21 protein-coding genes and 1 riboswitch are annotated in these 18,285 nt (G+C 36.8%); of the genes, 17 read left to right on the forward strand and 4 right to left on the reverse strand.

What is annotated here, in order from left to right; all coding sequences use genetic code 11:
• Positions 1-2: 2 nt before the first annotated feature.
• On the reverse strand, positions 3-872 hold the full coding sequence (locus ABC371_RS14825) for a DUF1002 domain-containing protein (protein WP_412897487.1): 870 nt from the start codon (positions 870-872) through the stop codon (positions 3-5).
• 191 nt (positions 873-1,063) lie between these two features.
• Between ABC371_RS14825 and ABC371_RS14830 the strand changes: the two genes are divergently transcribed.
• From ABC371_RS14830 to ABC371_RS14855, 6 genes are all read left to right on the forward strand, one after another.
• Complete coding sequence (locus ABC371_RS14830) at positions 1,064-1,498, forward strand: peptidylprolyl isomerase (RefSeq protein WP_136377877.1); 435 nt, start codon at positions 1,064-1,066, stop codon at positions 1,496-1,498.
• A gap of 460 nt (positions 1,499-1,958) precedes the next feature.
• A riboswitch (FMN riboswitch) is annotated at positions 1,959-2,144 on the forward strand.
• A gap of 201 nt (positions 2,145-2,345) precedes the next feature.
• On the forward strand, positions 2,346-3,416 hold the full coding sequence (gene ribD, locus ABC371_RS14835) for a bifunctional diaminohydroxyphosphoribosylaminopyrimidine deaminase/5-amino-6-(5-phosphoribosylamino)uracil reductase RibD (protein WP_412899363.1): 1,071 nt from the start codon (positions 2,346-2,348) through the stop codon (positions 3,414-3,416).
• Between the two features lie 10 nt (positions 3,417-3,426).
• A complete protein-coding gene (ribE, locus tag ABC371_RS14840; protein WP_412897488.1) occupies positions 3,427-4,083 on the forward strand; it encodes a riboflavin synthase in 657 nt (218 codons plus the stop codon).
• Between the two features lie 15 nt (positions 4,084-4,098).
• Positions 4,099-5,268, forward strand: coding sequence for a bifunctional 3,4-dihydroxy-2-butanone-4-phosphate synthase/GTP cyclohydrolase II (locus tag ABC371_RS14845; protein ID WP_412897489.1), 1,170 nt, complete (start codon positions 4,099-4,101; stop codon positions 5,266-5,268).
• Positions 5,269-5,304: 36 nt separating this feature from the next.
• Complete coding sequence (gene ribH / locus ABC371_RS14850; protein WP_412899364.1) at positions 5,305-5,772, forward strand: 6,7-dimethyl-8-ribityllumazine synthase; 468 nt, start codon at positions 5,305-5,307, stop codon at positions 5,770-5,772.
• A gap of 177 nt (positions 5,773-5,949) precedes the next feature.
• Positions 5,950-6,327: a GNAT family N-acetyltransferase gene (locus ABC371_RS14855; RefSeq protein ID WP_116352430.1), complete on the forward strand. Its 378-nt coding sequence runs from the start codon at positions 5,950-5,952 to the stop codon at positions 6,325-6,327.
• Between the two features lie 12 nt (positions 6,328-6,339).
• On the opposite strand, the gene ABC371_RS14860 is transcribed toward ABC371_RS14855, so the two are convergent.
• Positions 6,340-6,870: a DUF309 domain-containing protein gene (locus ABC371_RS14860; protein ID WP_412897490.1), complete on the reverse strand. Its 531-nt coding sequence runs from the start codon at positions 6,868-6,870 to the stop codon at positions 6,340-6,342.
• Positions 6,871-6,995: 125 nt separating this feature from the next.
• Positions 6,996-7,085, reverse strand: a complete 90-nt coding sequence (locus ABC371_RS14865) for a YjcZ family sporulation protein (protein ID WP_116352428.1) — start codon at positions 7,083-7,085, stop codon at positions 6,996-6,998.
• Positions 7,086-7,309: 224 nt separating this feature from the next.
• Between ABC371_RS14865 and ABC371_RS14870 the strand changes: the two genes are divergently transcribed.
• The 3 genes from ABC371_RS14870 to ABC371_RS14880 all read left to right on the forward strand — a co-directional run bounded on the left by ABC371_RS14870 (position 7,310) and on the right by ABC371_RS14880 (position 9,149).
• A complete protein-coding gene (locus tag ABC371_RS14870) occupies positions 7,310-8,065 on the forward strand; it encodes a segregation/condensation protein A (RefSeq protein WP_488192744.1) in 756 nt (251 codons plus the stop codon).
• 2 nt (positions 8,066-8,067) lie between these two features.
• On the forward strand, positions 8,068-8,658 hold the full coding sequence (gene scpB, locus ABC371_RS14875) for an SMC-Scp complex subunit ScpB (RefSeq protein ID WP_412897492.1): 591 nt from the start codon (positions 8,068-8,070) through the stop codon (positions 8,656-8,658).
• Between the two features lie 74 nt (positions 8,659-8,732).
• The gene (locus ABC371_RS14880) at positions 8,733-9,149 is read left to right on the forward strand and encodes a hypothetical protein (protein ID WP_412897493.1); all 417 of its coding nucleotides are present in this window, start codon (positions 8,733-8,735) and stop codon (positions 9,147-9,149) included.
• Positions 9,150-9,193: 44 nt separating this feature from the next.
• Here ABC371_RS14880 and ABC371_RS14885 read toward each other — a convergent pair whose 3' ends face one another.
• A complete protein-coding gene (locus ABC371_RS14885; protein WP_412897494.1) occupies positions 9,194-10,006 on the reverse strand; it encodes a DUF2935 domain-containing protein in 813 nt (270 codons plus the stop codon).
• Positions 10,007-10,214: 208 nt separating this feature from the next.
• Here ABC371_RS14885 and ABC371_RS14890 point away from each other — a divergent pair, with 208 nt between their 5' ends.
• From ABC371_RS14890 to ccsB, 8 genes are all read left to right on the forward strand, one after another.
• Positions 10,215-11,093 (forward strand): superoxide dismutase, encoded by an 879-nt coding sequence (locus ABC371_RS14890; protein ID WP_412897495.1) that lies wholly within the window; start codon positions 10,215-10,217, stop codon positions 11,091-11,093.
• Positions 11,094-11,412: 319 nt separating this feature from the next.
• Entirely contained in the window at positions 11,413-12,558 is a 1,146-nt protein-coding gene (locus ABC371_RS14895; RefSeq protein WP_412897496.1) for a D-alanyl-D-alanine carboxypeptidase family protein, read from the forward strand.
• Positions 12,559-12,560: 2 nt separating this feature from the next.
• Entirely contained in the window at positions 12,561-13,160 is a 600-nt protein-coding gene (locus tag ABC371_RS14900; protein WP_412897497.1) for a nucleoside recognition domain-containing protein, read from the forward strand.
• A complete protein-coding gene (locus ABC371_RS14905; RefSeq protein WP_412897498.1) occupies positions 13,157-13,690 on the forward strand; it encodes a spore maturation protein in 534 nt (177 codons plus the stop codon). The genes ABC371_RS14900 and ABC371_RS14905 overlap by 4 nt, the downstream gene beginning before the upstream one ends.
• A gap of 128 nt (positions 13,691-13,818) precedes the next feature.
• Positions 13,819-14,553 carry a 23S rRNA pseudouridine(2605) synthase RluB gene (rluB, locus tag ABC371_RS14910; protein ID WP_136377891.1) on the forward strand — a complete coding sequence of 245 codons (735 nt, stop codon included), beginning with the start codon at positions 13,819-13,821 and terminating at the stop codon, positions 14,551-14,553.
• Positions 14,554-14,811: 258 nt separating this feature from the next.
• Complete coding sequence (resA, locus tag ABC371_RS14915) at positions 14,812-15,342, forward strand: thiol-disulfide oxidoreductase ResA (protein ID WP_412897499.1); 531 nt, start codon at positions 14,812-14,814, stop codon at positions 15,340-15,342.
• A 13-nt stretch (positions 15,343-15,355) separates the two neighbouring features.
• Positions 15,356-17,017, forward strand: a complete 1,662-nt coding sequence (locus ABC371_RS14920) for a cytochrome c biogenesis ResB family protein (protein ID WP_412897500.1) — start codon at positions 15,356-15,358, stop codon at positions 17,015-17,017.
• A 2-nt stretch (positions 17,018-17,019) separates the two neighbouring features.
• Entirely contained in the window at positions 17,020-18,192 is a 1,173-nt protein-coding gene (gene ccsB, locus ABC371_RS14925; RefSeq protein ID WP_412897501.1) for a c-type cytochrome biogenesis protein CcsB, read from the forward strand.
• The last annotated feature ends 93 nt before the right edge of the window (positions 18,193-18,285 follow it).

Consider the following 18,285-nt stretch of genomic DNA (forward strand, 5'->3'; position numbering starts at 1 on the left):
GGCTATTTAAAAAGATTTTTAATGGCATCAATTAGGCTAACAAAAAATTCTTTAAGTTTATCTAAAAAGCTTTGTCCTTCTTCAGATTCTAGGAAGTTTGTTAGTTTCTCTTTTGCTAAATTTAGTTGTTCACCAACCTGATTCCAGTCAATATTAAGATCCATTAGCTTTTTAAAAAGATCCATTAGTCGATCGATGTCGGCATCTGTTAACGTAATTCCTAAGTCATTCGCAGCATTTACAATAATAGTTCGAAGTTCTTGATCGTTTTTCGGTGCGTTTTTCGCGATTTCATCCTTAATTTTTGCCATCAATGCCGCAGCATCGTCTGCACCAATTTTTTCACTTAATTTTGTAGTTTCAACCATTTCCTCGTTGGCAATCTGCTTAACATCCTCAGGAATAACTTGATCTGAAGAAACCTCGTATGCTTTAATAATTCCAGTTAATGCGGCTGTTCCAGAAACATCGAAAGGTCCAGTTACATAAATCGTTGCATCTTTCACACCAGCCGTAATTAATGCATTTGCATACATTTCTTCTGTAATTAGTGTAATATGTTTTGAAATGGTTACATCTAGCCCAGAACCTTTTTCTCCAATAGTGATCGATGCAGAAGATAATGCTTTGTTTCCGATTCTAGCCTTTGGTATATAGTTTCCAAGGTACTGATGTTCTTCCGCGTTTGTAACAACGACAGTCTGTGGGTTCTCTGGTGCATTCATTTCTTTTAAAATTGCTTCTTTTTGTGTTTCGGTTAGGTCTTGACCAAGTGTAATAATCACATCTCCAGGTGTAGCGTCCGCGAAGCTAAGTGATGGGAAAACGAGTGAAAACAACAGTAAAAAAGAGAGTATACGTTTATATCTCAAACTAGTTTCCTCCTTAATTTTTAAAAACAAGATGATCCATCGTCCATATTATACATTATTCTTCACTTATTATTTCTTTTTGACGGTGATAATGGAAAAACACCCCTTTCAGATTGGATTATTCCAACCATTTATAGTAAAATAAACTCGTTCAATACATATGGACGAAAGAAATTAAGTGGAGGTTTCAAATGAAAAAAGCTAGCATTGAATTTGAAAATGGAGAAAAAATTGTCATTGAGTTATATCCAAATGAAGCACCTGGAACTGTAGCAAATTTTGAAAAGCTTGCAAATGAAGGGTTTTATAATGGCTTAACATTCCACCGTGTCATTCCTGGCTTTGTCGCTCAAGGCGGCTGCCCTCGTGGAAATGGAACAGGTGGTCCAGGGTATACAATTAAATGTGAAACAGAAGGAAATCCACATAAACATGTACCAGGAGCATTGTCTATGGCACACGCTGGAAAAGATACTGGTGGAAGCCAATTTTTCATCGTACATGAGTCACAGCCACATTTAGATGGTGTGCACACTGTTTTTGGTCAAGTGATTGAAGGATTGGAGTCAGTATACCGTATTAAACAAGGCGATGTAATGAAAGAAGTTAAAGTTTGGGAAGAGTAAGATAACTATATTCAGCAAAGCCCAAACCTCTGCTGAATATAGTTATAGCCTCCGGCGGATGCCACGATTTTTTAAAGGAAATTTTCGAGCATAAGATCAAAGACTAAGAACGCCACTTCCTGTGGCAACGTCTTTGTGACCCACCTCGTGTGGGCCTAAAAAAATCGGGCACAAATACGCCAAGGCGTATTTGATTAAGGCACAACAGGTCATTCTTGTTGTGTCTTTTTGTTTGTCCTATAATGAATCTTGAGGTGAAACTAGTTGGGTAAAGGAAGATGGACAGTATTTTTTATTTTGCTATTCATTGCAATTGCATGGGGAGTTATTTATTGGTTGTTTATTGTGTAGGATCATTCATATGAACACTAAAATACATAATTTGTATTGTAAAGCATTAAATTCGACAAAATAAGAGTACTTTATGTTATACTGATTTACATCGCTAAAAGAAAAAAATATTTTCCTTCGGGGTTAGGTGAAATTCCTTACCGACGGTGATGAACAATTGTTCTAAGCCCGTGACCCATTTTATTATTAACATTCTAATGTTGATAGGCTATATGCCATGAGAATTCATTTAAAATGGTGGACTTTGGTGAGAATCCAAGGCCGACAGTTAAAGTCTGGATGGGAGAAGGATGTTAGTACGGTATGTGAAAAAAATTTGTCCATTATACCTTTATTTGGTATGGGCAAAAATACATATTCTGTTGCTTGAATAACATCGACCAGGACCCCGGATTGTTTTCCGAGGTCTTTTTTGTTTAGGAACAAAGTAAGAACTCTCGTAAATTGTACATGATAAATAGAAAGGAGTGTAAATAACGTGCGAGATCAAGATTATATGAATTTAGCGATAAATGTTGCAAAAGCAGGTGTCGGTCAAACTACACCAAATCCTGTTGTAGGAGCCGTTGTTGTGAACGAAGGCCGAGTGGTGGGCATTGGTGCACACTTAAAAGCAGGAGAACCGCATGCGGAGGTCCATGCGATAAAGATGGCTGGTGAAAAAGCCCAAAATGCTACGGCTTATGTAACATTGGAGCCGTGTAGTCATCATGGTAAAACACCGCCATGTGCAGACTTACTAATAAATAGCAATGTGAAAAGGGTAATTATTGCAACGACCGATCCAAATCCACTCGTTGCTGGAAAAGGAATCGCAAAATTAAAAGCAGCGGGAATTGAAGTAGAAGTCGGGGTATGCAAAGAACAAGCAGATGCATTAAACGCAGTTTTTTATCATTTTTTAGATAAAAAACTCCCATATGTAACCTTGAAATCTGCCATCACTTTAGATGGGAAAATAGCAACAGTTACTGGCGAAAGTAAATGGATAACTGGTGAGGACGCGAGAAATGATGTCCATCTATATAGAAGTATTCATGATGCAATTCTTGTTGGCGTTAATACAGTGCTTGTGGATAACCCAAGTTTAACAACAAGGCTTCCGAATGGGACAGGTAAAAATCCGATTCGAATCATCTTAGATTCAACCCTAAGAACACCTCTAGATTCGAAAGTTGTCAATGACGGCAAGGCAGAGACCTGGATTATTGTTACGAATCAAGTAAATGAAGAGCAAATGAATGAATTCTCCGATAAAAAGGGTGTTCGAATTATTCAATTGCAGGAGTCTAACATTTTAGTTAACACTCTACTTGCACGTCTAGCAGAAGAAGGGATATCCTCCATTTTTGTTGAAGGTGGAGCAGAAGTGAATGGCAGCTTTTTAAAAGAAAAGGCAATTAACCAAGTTATCGTCTATCTTGCACCCAAATTAGTAGGTGGAAAACTAGCCCCGACTTCTATTGGTGGTACTGGAATTGAATCTATTAATGATGCATTACAATTAACCATTAAATCTGTGGAACAACTCGGAGAAGATATTAAAATCGTAGCAGAACCGAGATAGAGGTGAAAAAATGTTTACAGGGATTGTAGAAGAAATCGGGAAAGTAAAAGCGATAAATGGGTCACAGGATTCGGTTAAAATGGTGATCCAAGCTAAAAAGATTCTCGAGGATGTAAACTTAGGCGATAGCATTTCGGTCAATGGAGTTTGCTTAACTGTAACGGAATTTACATCTGATGGTTTCACTGTTGATGTGATGCCAGAAACGGTGAAATCAACTTCTTTACGTGAATTAGAGCGAAATCATGCTGTCAATCTAGAAAGAGCAATGACTGCAGGTGGACGTTTTGGAGGGCATATCGTTTCAGGTCATGTCGATGGTATCGGAAAGATCGTTCGAAAAGAACCAAAAGGAAATGCTGTGTACTATGAAATTGAAATACCTGAAGAGCTTGTTGAGTTTATGATACATAAAGGATCGGTTGCGGTAGACGGGACGAGTTTAACGATTTTCGGTCTTACAGAAAATACATTTACTCTCTCTTTGATTCCCCATACATTATCAGAAACAATTTTACGTAATAAAGGTGTAGGAGACATTGTAAACATTGAGTGTGACATGCTCGGGAAGTATGTGAGCCGGTTCATGCAACGATCTTTTAATAATGAAAAAGCAACTAAATCAAAGATTACCGCAAGCTTTTTAGAAGAACATGGCTTTAAATAAAAAGGGGGAACGACAATGTTTGATCCAATTGAAGATGCTCTTGCCGACCTAAAACAAGGAAAAGTAATCATAGTATGTGACGATGAAGATCGTGAAAATGAAGGTGATTTTATTGCAATTGCTGATAAAGCAACCCCGGATATCATTAATTTTATGATCACGCATGGCCGTGGGCTCGTATGTACGCCTATTTCAAAGTCGTTAGCGAAAAAATTAAATCTTGATCCAATGGTTATGCATAATACAGACCCACATGGCACTGCTTTTACAGTGAGTATTGACCATAAAACGACAACAACTGGTATAAGTGCAATCGAACGGTCAACAACCATAATGGAGCTACTGAACCCAGAATCAAAAGCGTCAGATTTCAAAAGACCTGGTCACGTCTTTCCTTTAATTGCAAAGGAAGGGGGAGTTCTCCGCAGGGCAGGTCATACAGAAGCAGCCGTTGACTTAGCGACCCTATGTGGGTCAGAACCTGCTGGGGTGATTTGTGAAATTGTAAAAGAGGACGGAACCATGGCGAGGGTTCATGATTTACGAAAAATTGCAGATGAATTTAACCTAAAAATGATTACGATTGGAGAATTGATTCGTTATCGGAATCAAAAGGAAAAGCTTGTAATACGAGAAGTTGAAGTTTTATTACCAACAGAATATGGAGATTTCAAAGCGATTGGATACTCAAGTCTTATTGATGGAAAAGAACATGTTGCACTTGTTAAAGGTGAGATTAAAGAAACAGAACCAATGCTAGTGAGAGTACATTCAGAATGCTTAACTGGAGATGTATTCGGATCAAACCAATGCGAATGTGGACCACAGCTTCATGCTGCATTGCGACAAATAGAGCAAGCCGGGTCAGGTGTACTCTTATATATGCGTCAAGAAAGTAGAGGCGTTGGGTTAATAAACAAAATGCGCGCCTTTAAGCATAAAGTAGAAGGGCAAGAAACAGTCGAAACAAATGAAAAACTTGGAGTTTTACCAGAATTAAGGGATTATGGTATTGGTGCTCAAATCCTCAGGGATCTAGGGATTAAAAAAATGAAGCTTTTAACGAATAACCCTAGAAAAATCACGGGTCTTGAGGGATATGAATTAGAAGTAGTTGATCGGATTCCATTAGAATTGAAAGAAAAAAATAGATATAAACATATAGGTAATATACTACATTTTTAAAAAATGAACTATAACTGATAACACAGGAGGTAAATGATGAATAAAATTTATGAAGGACATTTAGTTGGATCGGGTTTAAGAGTGGGGATTGTAGTAGCGCGTTTTAATGAATTTATTACAGCCAAATTACTTAGTGGATCACTTGATGCACTTAAGAGACATGGGGTTGCCGATGAGGATGTAGAAATAGCTTGGGTTCCAGGTGCCTTTGAAATTCCTTTAATAGCTAAAAAAATGGCTGAATCAAGTAAATATGATGCAATAATTGCCTTAGGTACTGTCATTAGAGGCTCTACTTCCCACTATGATTTTGTTTGTAATGAGGTAGCGAAAGGACTGGCTGCAACTGCATTAGCGACTGGGAAACCAGTCATGTTTGGTGTTTTAACAACTGACACAATTGAACAAGCAATCGAAAGAGCGGGAACTAAAGCAGGAAATAAAGGATGGGATTCTGCTGTGGCTGCCATTGAAATGGCAAATCTTGCACGTTCATTTGAATAAATCGCGCCATTTTGTATAGATGTGGAAAGTATTGGATATAATTTAAATTTAAGGGTATTCCAAAAAGACTATGGAAAAATGACCTAGATAATGGTACTCTTAATAGATGATTAAGATTAGTCCAAAAGTAGTAATGGATATACTATTTGGAAAGTTTTTCGATAATGAGGGATTTATATGTTAATTCGTTATAAAAAGAATTATGAGAAAATCGCAATGGGGCTTCTTTCATTTATGCCGACCGAAAAGGACCTAAAGAACCTGCAAGCAACAATGAAGCAATATGAAGAAGATGATACACAGCAGCTATTCTTATGGAAAGAAGAAGATATTGTAGGAATTATCGGAACAACAATCCATGACGGAAATCTTGTGGAAATTCAACATATCTGCGTGAATCCTTCCCATCGCTATCAAGGCATTGGTAAAAAGATGGTAAAGGCACTAAAAGAACATTTTCCAGATCGTGAGTTACGACCAAATGAACATACCGCAGCATTTTTTGAGAAATGTGATTTTTCAGAGGATGAAAAATGTGAAGAGGGCCAGTCATAAGACTGTCCCTTTTTAGTTTTTGTTACGACTTTTCTGTTTTAAAAATAATTGTTTTTTCCGCTCGGCTATTGTCTCGCTTCTGTCGCGTAATTTATGTTTATGAATGATTTCCTTATTTGAAAAATCACTTGCTTTCCCCCATGATTTTCCTGATTTAGAAGCCTGAGATATACAATCGGCAAGTAGAATCTTATCTGTTAATGGTAAATTTATACTTTTATAGGGGATGCCATTTTCAATATCATCGTATTTTTTTTGTAGTAGTTCAATCAGTTCATCAACTTGAAATCCTAATTCTTCTAACTCGGATTTCTGTTCTTTACAAATCTTTAGTGCACTTTTCATCATTTTGAGTGCACCCGCTCGATTACCACGACGGTAGTGATAAAATGATACGGCAATTTGAATTAATCCTACCCAATATTTCTTTCTTTTAGGAAGAGGATCCTCTTTCCAATGTTCTTCCAAAACTTCATGGCATTCAAAATAGTCCCGATCACAGTGAAAATGAATTAAATACTCAATAAATGCTTGTGGATACAAGGGTAATTACACATCCTTTTAACACTATGTAACTGTAGTTTACCATATTAATTGCACCCATATCATGGAAAAAATAAAGTGTTCAGCAAAATGCCGAACACTTTATCGTCATTTTCAGTGATTAATTAAAACCAAGCTGCACCAACGATAACTAAAAGAATAAACAATACTACAATTAAGGCAAATCCGCCTCCAAAAAAGTATCCACCACTCATTTAAAATACCTCCTTAAGTTTCTTGGTTACACAGTTATAGTATGACTTTTATTACTACCTGTGTGGGCGGGTGTCCATATCCAACATCATTTTTTCTAAAAATATTTGGGGCTATTATCTAAAATCCAGATATGGCTTGAATGGTTATTATGTTCTATACTAATTATTGTGTTAAAATATAAGAATATGAATAAGTCAAGAAGGGTATTTTTGGTGAGATGAGCGTGGATTTACATTACAGCGTAAAAATTGACTCTTTTGAAGGTCCATTAGACCTTCTTTTACATTTAATCAATCGATTAGAAATTGATATTTACGATATACCGGTTGCGGAAATTACGGAACAATATTTAATGTATATACATGCAATGAAAGTATTACAATTAGATATTGCGAGTGAATACCTTGTTATGGCCGCGACGCTGTTAGCAATTAAAAGCAAAATGTTGCTTCCGAAACAAGAAGAAGAGCTTATTGATGGTGACTCAGAGTTTGATTATGAAGAGGATCCACGTGAAGACCTGATGAATCGACTAATTGAATACCGTAAATATAAGAATGCTGCAGAAGATTTGAAGCATCTAGAAGAAGAGCGTTCCCAATTGTTTACAAAACCTCCAAGTGATTTAAGTGAATTTACAAAGGATGTCTCCAACAATAATACATTAGATGTTAATATCTATGACATGCTGGGAGCATTTCAAAAGCTAATGCGCCGTAAAAAACTGCAAAGGCCCTTAACAACGAGAATTACAAGACAAGAAATCCCCATCGAAAGAAGGATGGAAGAAATTATTAACGAATTAAAGGGCTACCGTGGAAAAAAGAAATTTACAGAGCTTTTTCCATATCATGATAAAAACCATATTGTTGTGACATTCCTTGCGCTTCTTGAATTAATGAAGAAAAATGCTGTTTTCATTGAACAGCAGAATAATTTTTCAGAAATTTATATATCAAGTATGGAAAGGGATTATTAGTAATGAAATTAGTTGATTGGAAAGCCATTGTTGAAGGGCTGCTTTTTGCAGCCGGAGACGAAGGGTTGACATTAAAACAAATGGCTATGGTCTTAGAAATAAGCGAGAGCACTGTTTTGGACATCGTAGTCGAGTTAAAGAATGAATACAGTCAAACAGGTCGGGGTATAAATTTAGTTGAGGTTGCAGGTACTTATCAACTAACGACAAAAAAAGAACATGCCGGTTATTTAAAAAAACTAGTAGAATCACCTACTTCGACCTCATTATCACAGGCTGCACTAGAGACACTTGCGATCATTGCTTATCGTCAACCGATTACTCGTGCAGAAATCGAAGAAATTCGTGGGGTGAAGACGGAAAGGCCGATTCATACACTAATGGCGAAAGTATTGATTAAAGAGGTAGGGCGTGTTGAAGGTACAGGAAGAGCTATTTTATATGGCACAACGAAGGAGTTCTTAGAGTACTTTGGATTAAAGACATTGGAAGAGTTGCCTCCGCTTCCTGAAAAAGTAGATGAACAGTACATTCAGGAGGAAGCAGACCTCTTCTTTGAAAGATTCCAAGAAACGATAGAAGATTCAAAATAATTCACCTTAACATTGCTATCTATGATAATATGAAGATAATCTATTAGGAAAATCGTGGCGAGTGGGGTGGAAATGTGTTAATTAAACAATGTAGTGGATTTGAACTTGAAAAAACGTTAAAAAATACGTTTGAGGACTTTTTTAACCAATCTGAAGTAACATATGTGGTAGATGGAGAGGAAAGGACTTTACAAATACTTTATTTACGTTATTTTGAAGAGCAATTTACATCTTTTACTCCTTTTACCGAGGATCCAGTTTATAAGATAGATACAAATGAAATATATTTCAAGGATCTTGTAGCTCTAGTATGCTTGCTTAAAAATCCTGAGTATCGTCATCGTAAACGAGTATATTTAAATGAGCAAAATCAATTTGAAGAACATTTTGAAGGGATTCAATTTGATAGACTTAAAGAAATATTTACACATCTCCATCACAAAGATGGCTATGAATTAAATTCATCAATTGAATTTATTCAACAAACGTAATTAACAAACCCCAATTGCAGAGTTTACGCGATTGGGGTTCTCTTTTATTCTTGCACACGAGGTTTTGCCGGGTCGCAATTTGGCTGATTGACGTTTTTTGTGCTTTGCGCTAATTTGATTAAATAATAGCATTCTTCCCTAGCCATATGGTCGGCCATAAGGGGAGTTAGGACCCCTAAAATTTCTTTATTTAATTCCATTTCTTCTATTTCTTCCAGAAAGCCTTTAAAAATGTTCATTTCGATTTCTACATTGTTATTAAATCGGGATAGAGCTGGGAATTCATATTGACTTGTACGTAAGAAACCAACCAATTCAACGGCTTTTAGATAAAAATCTTCCCATTCTTTTACGAACTTCTCACTCTTTTGAAATAAATCTTTTTCTACCCTGTCTAGGTTCGAAACAATACCGCCTGCATGTCCTGCGGCATCTAAAAGCCAAATAAGGTGGTGGTGAAGTGCATGTGTGGGTGGTACTTCTTTACCTTCGACTAAAAAACTAGATACACGTAACCATTCCTCTAATTCATTGACCATATGATTAATAAAAGAAGGAGAAAGACTGATTTTTACTTTTCCGACTAGTTGATTTTTAATAATATCTAATTTTAATCGGCGAAGTTGTTCTGCAGCAGTTCTTCCCTCTTGGATAATGGGAATTATTTGATTTGGCTGTATTGGTTCTCTTGTCGATTCCAATAAACCATCAAATAACGTAATAAATTGTTGTGATTTCGTAATTCTTACTTTTTCACTCGGTGCCAAAGAATCATGTATAAATCGACTATGGTCACCTAGAACCTGCATCCAAAACTGAGTTTCAAATAAGGCTTCCTCCTGAAATGAACGATTCACTTTTTCATACCTCCCAATATATACCTATACGTGATGAAACTTGTGGCTTTTGTATTGAATAAAAAATAGGCATTCGCCATGTTTTCTACTGTATCTGTATGTAGAAAGGGAAGTATAGGTGATTTAACCTTTTTTATTCTTTATGCGAAAGCACGAAAATAGGGAAAACGCATACGATATTGACGATTAAAAACGAGGGAGGATTAGAATGGACACCCCTGAAAAGTATGTGGAAGATGTGAAGGAATGGTTTTTGGAGTTAAAAAAACAAATTGAAAATGAACGGAATGAAGACCTTCAATTGGAATTATTAAAGTTTTCAAATTTCCTTGAATCAGTGGCAACAAAGGTAACGCCAACTAATGTGCTAGAATTGCAGGCTCAGGTAGAGAATCTTTATCATAGGAGTTTGCGATTTGCAAAACAAGTTAGTGAAAATGAGGAATCACAAGACACGAGAAGAGTGGGAATTGGACAGCATAGGTTGCCACCTCTCCCATATGATTATGATGCATTAGAGCCTTATATCTCAAGAGAAATTATGATACTCCATCATGATAAGCATCATAAGAGCTATGTTGACGGACTAAACAAGGCTGAGAAAATGATGGAAAAAGCTCGTAACACAGGTGATTATGATTTATTGAAGCATTGGGAAAGAGAAGCTGCATTTCATGGTTCAGGTCATTATTTGCATACGATTTTTTGGAACGTAATGAAGCCAAAGGGTGGTGGAATGCCAGGGCGAGAATTACTCCGCCAAATTAATAGGGATTTTGGAAGTTTTGAAGTCTTTAAGAGACATTTCAGTGAAGCTGCAGAAAAGGTAGAAGGTGTAGGTTGGGCAATTTTAGTATGGTCACCAAGAGCTGGCCATTTAGAAATCTTACAAGCGGAACGACATCAATTCATGACCCAATGGGATACGATTCCATTACTTGTTCTTGATGTTTGGGAACATGCCTATTATCTTCAGTATAAAAATGTTCGTGCAGATTATGTGAAAAATTGGTGGAATATCGTAAATTGGGATGAAGTCGAACACCGATTTAATGAAGCGTCAAAACTTCAATGGAAGCAATATTAACCACTCTTTAAAGTGCTGACCTACCCTTGGTCAGTTTTTTTGTGGTCATTTTTGGTGTCTAGTTCCAGCGCCTAGCCCCTCTCTGGTCTAGCCAATCCGTCAAGAAGGATAAAAGGCATCCTTCTCTCCGGCTTTTCTTATGCTTGTCGGACTTGCACAGGAAGTGCTGACATCGACGTTTGCCACAGGACGTGGCAGTAGTTAGTCGATGTTCCGCTTGAAGGCGCTTGCACTTTTCGATGTTTGTACATATTTTATTCATATAGTTGGACATGTTTTGCATACACTTTTACAAAACGGCAAAAGGGACGGGGATCGAATGACATTATTGCGCAAAAGATTTGTTACACTTATCATCATTGTTATGGTTCTCATAGGCTTCCTTCCTCAAAAAGCGAGCGCGCTTACTGTAAGTGCAAAAGGTGCGATCTTAATAGAGCAAGAGTCTGGTAGAATTTTGTTTGAAAAAAATGCCCATCAACGAATGAGAATAGCCAGTATAACCAAAATCATGACGGCCATTATTGCCATTGAATCAGGAAAACTTGATGAAATGGTAAAAGTGAGTAATAAAGCTGTACGAGCAGAAGGGTCTTCTTTATACCTAAAGCCAAACGAGCAAATAAAGCTTGAGGATTTGGTTTATGGTTTAATGTTACGATCAGGTAACGATTCTGCAGTTGCTATAGCTGAACATGTAGGCGGTAGTTTAGAAGGCTTTGTTTTTATGATGAATCAAAAGGCAGCAGAAATTGGCATGCAAAATACAGAATTTGCGAATCCACATGGGTTGGATGACCATGAAAACCATTATTCAACAGCGTATGACATGGCTATATTAACAAGATATGCGATGATGAATGAAAAATATCGGGAAATTACAAGTACAAAAGTACACCGTGCACCGAATCCGACTGAAAAATGGGATCGTGTTTGGAGAAATAAAAATAAGCTCTTAACGAAGCTATATCCGTATAGCACTGGTGGGAAAACAGGATATACAAAGCGGGCAAAACGCACATTAGTTTCAACAGCATCTAAGGATGGAATTGATTTAATTGCTGTCACAATTAATGCTTCTGATGACTGGAATGATCATATGAATATGTTTAATAGGGCTTTTGAAAAGTATGATTTAGTCAAGGTTGTAGAAGAAGGTTACTTGCGAACAGACAGTAGTTTTTACAAAGGTAAAGTATTTGTCGATCATGATTTTATGTACCCCTTGTCTCCAGAAGAGAAAAAAGAGATTAAGCTCCATGTTGAGTTGCTTGAACCTGATAATCGGGAGTGGCGGAAACCAGAAAATGTCCCTGATATAGTAGGTACACTTACTGTGAATCTTGGCGACGAGACAATCGAAGAAATGCCTATCTATTTTGATAATGGCAATGTTGACAGACCAAAAGAAACATTTTGGGAAACATTGAAAAGTATGTTTTTAGTAATTTTAGGGGTTAAATGACGATGGTAAATATTATTTGGGTAGCAATGACCATTATCGGAATTATCTTTGCGAGCATAAATGGTACGATCAATGAAGTGAATGAAGCAATCTTTAAGGGGGCTTCAGAAGCAGTCACCATTTGTATAGGCTTAATAAGTGTGCTTGTTTTCTGGTTAGGGCTTATGAGAATTGCACAAGAGGCGGGCTTATTAGAAAAACTGTCCAAATTATTTCGACCTCTTGTTAGTCGCCTATTTCCAGAGGTGCCTGTCAACCATCCAGCAATGGGATATATGCTTTCAAACATGATTGCTAATATGTTTGGGCTTGGCAATGCTGCTACACCAATGGGAATTAAAGCGATGGAGCAGCTAAGAGAGCTAAACGGCGGGAAAACTTCTGCAAGCCGCTCGATGGTTACTTTTCTAGCAATTAATACAGCAAGTGTGACACTTGTTCCCACTACAGTCATTGCAATCAGGATGACCTATGAATCTACAAATCCAACTGATATTGTAGGACCAACTTTAATCGTAACCACACTTTCAGCTATTGGTGCGGTATTAATTGATCGTTATTTTTATTATCGAAGAGTGAAGAAGGGTGGCGTTGAAAAATGAACTTCATTAACACCATTTCACTCTGGCTAATCCCAGTAATCATTGGATTTATACTCTTATATGGAACTGCAAAACGAATTCCAACTTATGAAACATTCGTTGAAGGTGGAAAGGAAGGAATAAAAATTGCCTTTTCAATTATGCCGTTTCTAATAGGAATGTTAGTTTCCATTTCTATTTTCAGGGCATCTGGTGCAATGGATTTCTTCATAAATTTAATCCGTCCAGCATTGGAGTTCATTGGATTCCCAGCAGAAATAGCTCCTTTAGCTTTAATAAGGACCCTCTCTGGTACGGCTGCCTTAGGAATGACTACAGATTTAATTGCCACATATGGTCCTGATTCGTTTATTGGTAGACTTGCGTCAATCATGCAGGGGAGCACCGACACTACCCTTTATGTACTGACAGTCTATTTCGGTGCAGTTGGAATTAAAAAAATGGGTGATGCCCTAAAAGTCGGTCTATTAGCTGATTTACTTGGGATAATCATTAGTATCGTTGTAGTTACATTCATTTTTGGATCATAAAACACGCAATAATAGCGTGTTTTTCTTTTTTGCGTTTTTTAGGAAACTTCTCGGATGGACATACTAAAGAATGTTTTATCTTGTACAAATACTAAGAAACAAGTAAGATGTTTAAGGGGTGAGCATAGATGGAACGTCTACAAAAAGTAATTGCACATGCAGGTGTAGCTTCAAGGAGAAAAGCCGAGGAGCTCATTGTTGCAGGACAAGTTAAGGTTAATGGAAAAGTTGTAAAGGAGCTAGGGATTAAGGTTGGCTCAAATGATAAAATTGAAGTAAGCGGCATCCCGTTAGAAAGGGAGGAGCCAGTTTATTTTTTATTTTATAAACCACGTTCAGTGATTTCGAGTGTGAGTGATGATAAAGGGAGAAAGGTAGTAACGGACTTTTTTCCAGAAATTAGAGAACGGATTTATCCAGTTGGAAGACTTGATTACGATACATCTGGATTGTTGTTGTTAACGAATGATGGTGAGTTTGCAAATCTTCTTATGCATCCAAAGTATGAGATAGAGAAGGTATATGTTGCAAAAATCAAGGGTATTCCACCTAAGGAAAAATTACGTCAATTAGAAAGAGGCATTAAGCTAGAGGATGGAATGACTGCCCCCGCTAGAGTTAAGCTTATTTCAATGGACAAGCGTAAACAAACGTCTATAATCGAGATTAGCATTCATGAGGGAAGAAACCGACAAGTGAAAAGAATGTTTGAAGCAATTGGACATCAAGTAATGAAGTTGAAAAGAGAAAGATTTGGCTTTTTAACTCTTCAGGGCCTACATACTGGTGAGTTCAGAGAATTGCTTCCACATGAAGTTAAACAGTTAAGAGCCTTAGCGAGTACGAAGGATAATCGGTTATAGAAAGAAATTTAAGCTTATTCGAGTGAAACAAGTTTCACCCGCCTTTTAGGAAAGCTCTAAAATGTCCTACATTTCATGCTGCTTTTTTCAGAAAAAAGCTTCTTCTTAAGTGACATGAAATGTAGTCGAAATAAGCTTACTAATAATGATTCTCAATTGTCACATAACCTTCAAAATGTTTGCAATGTCATAATATTAGAAAGTGCTATAATGGCAAAGAAAGTACACATATAATCTATATATAAAGGGAGATTTTAAATGGACAAGAAAAAGCGACGATTAGTTATTCGAACGATCATATTGTTACTTCTCGCCGCTGCGCTCGTTTATACATTGTATATCAATTTCTTTACAAGTAAGGAGAAGGTAGCAGTTGGGGATATGGCACCAGATTTTGTCGTTACAGACTTGAATGGGAATGAACACCATTTGTCAGAGTATAGAGGAGAAAAAGGTGTGTTTTTAAACTTCTGGGGAACATGGTGTGAGCCCTGTCAAAGAGAGTTCCCATATATTGATACATATTATCAGGAATATAAGAATCAAGGAGTTGAGGTAATCGCCATTAATGTAGGTGAACCTAAATTCAGTGTTAATAACTTTATTAAAAAATACGATTTATCATTTCCTGTTGCTATTGATAAGGGAAACCAGTTGCTAAATGCCTATGGAATTGACCCATTGCCAACTACTTTGCTGATTAATAAGGATGGAGAAGTTGTTAAGATAATTACTGGTGAGATGACTAGCAAAATGGTCCGAGATTATATGGAGCAAATAAAGCCATAGGGAGTTATTTTTTATGGAAAATGTAAAATGTGAATGTGGGCATGTGAACCCACATGGGACAATTTTTTGTGAGGCTTGTGGAAAACCTGTCCAAGGGGAAGAAATAAATCAGGATGATAAAGACAAAAAGAAATTGCTTGATATGAGGTATGAAGGAAGTGCTAGACGCTCTCAAACCTATAATAAAACAATTGTTGATAAAATTTGGAATTTCTTTTCCTCTGTAAAAGTAGGGGTTTGGATCATCGTTGTGCTTTTAATTGCTTCAGCACTTGGTACGGTTTATCCTCAGGAACTATACATACCGCCGACCATGAGTCCGGCTGATTTCTATGAACAAGAATATGGAATAACCGGAAGATTATATTATCAACTTGGTTTCCATAACCTTTATGGCTCTTGGTGGTATATGATTCTTATTGCAATGCTTGGTATTTCCTTAATTATTTGTAGTATCGACCGTGTAGTACCTCTATATAAAGCCTTAAAAAAGCAAGGTGTTACACGTCATGAAAGTTTCTTAAAAAGACAGCGTGTATATGGTAAAAACACGGTTGAAAATATCGATAATGACTTTGAAACAGTTAAGCAAAAATTAAAAAAGAAACATTATTCTGTCCGAGGAGAAAATGGAAACATCTTAGCTGAAAAGGGCCGCTTCTCAAGATGGGGTCCATATGTTAACCATTGTGGACTTATTATATTTCTAATCGGTGCAATGCTTCGGTTTGTACCTGGAATGTATGTGGATGAGGTACTTTGGATCCGTGAAGGAGAAACGGCAAGTGTTCCAGGAACACATGGAAAATATTATTTAGAGAGCAAACGATTTCTTGTAGAAGTTTACGAGAAGGGCAAAGAAAAAGAAGTTTTTGAAGATGCGCTTGAGCTTGCGGGGAATGGAATGGTAGTAAAAAATTATCAAACAGATGTTACGTTATATGAGCGTACAGATGAGATCATCCCGGGAGTTGAACCAGAATTAAAAAAGGTTAAATCTCATGAAATTCGAGTGAATGAGCCACTAAAACATGATCATTATGCTTTCTATCAGGTTGATTATAAACTCAATGAATTTAGTACAATGTCGTTTAACATGATTGACAAAGAAACGAATGAAGAATTTGGAACAATCACGATTAATTTAAAGGATCCACAGGAAAAGTATGATTTAGGTAATGGGTACTCAATTGAGTTAGCAAGCTACTTTCCTGATTTCTTTTTTAATGACAAAGGCGAACCTGCTACTAAAACAAAGGTTCCAAATAACCCAGCATTTGTATTTAAAATGTTTGCACCAGATAAACCTGACGGAGAAATTAGCTTTGTTGCGATTCAGCAAAATATAGAACCTATGGGTGATAATAAATACAAGATGGCTTTTGCTGGAATCGAAATGAAAAACGTCTCTGGATTAACAGTAAGACGGGATTTTACATTATGGATCCTAGCTGTTGGAGGAGCAATCTTTATGATTGGGGTTATCCAAGGTTCATACTGGCATCATCGTCGTATCTGGATTCAACGGAAAAATAACGAGGTTATTGTTGCGGGGCATACCAATAAAAACTGGTTTGGCTTAAAAAATGAAATACGATATGTTCTAGCAGACACTGGAATCTCGGAACCTATAGATCAAGTTGATGTAAAAAATAAAGAAAATAAGGAGGGGTAAAAATGGCTGAATTAAGTTCAAATCTTCTATTTGCTGCTTTTATTCTCTATCTCGTAGCAACTTTTGTCTTTGGTGGTGCAATTAGAGATAAGAAAAGCACAAATGGGTATAACCGCTGGTCTCAGCTTGGAATTATCATCACCATTATTGGATTTGCCGCACAAGTAGGCTATTTTTTTACTCGGTGGATTGCAGCAGGGCATGCGCCTGTAAGTAATTTATTTGAATTTATCACGTTTTTTGGAATGATGTTAGTCCTTGCATTCATTATCATTTATTTCATATATAAAACAAGCATATTAGGTCTTTTTACCTTACCTATTGCTCTATTAGTAATCGCATACGGCAGTATGTTTACAAGGGAAATTTCTCCCTTAATCCCGGCGTTACAAAGTCACTGGCTTCAAATACATGTTACCACTGCTGCATTAGGTCAGGCTATTCTTTCTATTAGCTTTGTAGCAGGAATTCTTTATCTTTTAAAAGTTGTTGATCAAACTGTAAAAAGTAAGAAAACATTTTGGCTAGAATTTGTAATGTATGTACTTGTTGTAGTGGTAGGATTTGTAGCAATCACAACTGCATTTGGAACGATGAAATATGAATCTGTTTTTTCATGGATAGATAAAGATGGCGCAAATGCCGAAATGGTGTATAAATTACCTGCGTTGGTAGTTCCTAATGAAGGTGAGTTATTAACAGATGGAAAATTCTCAAGTGGTATTGAATTACCTGCATTACTAAGTGCTAGAAAAGTAAACACCCTTCTTTGGTCTATTATTTCAGGTTCTATTCTATACGGATTAATTCGTTTAATTCTACGTAAACGAATTGGGGCAGCATTACAGCCATTAACCAGAAAATTGAATTTAGATTTAGTTGATGAAATTGGGTATCGTTCAGTTGCAATCGGATTTCCAGTCTTTACACTAGGAGCGTTAATTTTTGCAATGATTTGGGCACAAATTGCCTGGACGCGTTTCTGGGGCTGGGATCCAAAAGAAGTATGGGCCCTCATCACATGGCTCTTTTATGCAGCCTTCTTACACTTAAGACTTTCAAAAGGATGGCATGGTGAAAAATCCGCGTGGCTTGCAGTCGTTGGATTCTTCATTATTATGTTTAATACGATTTTCGTAAACCTAGTTATTGCAGGTCTACACTCATATGCGTAATGAATAAAAGTCTTCATCATCTGATGAAGGCTTTTTTCATATAAAGCTATCTTGTTTGTGTCAGATTTTTGACTTTTCGACAGCTTTTGAAAA

Source organism: Bacillus jepli (assembly GCF_047238305.1).
GTDB lineage: Bacteria > Bacillota > Bacilli > Bacillales > Bacillaceae_L > Ferdinandcohnia.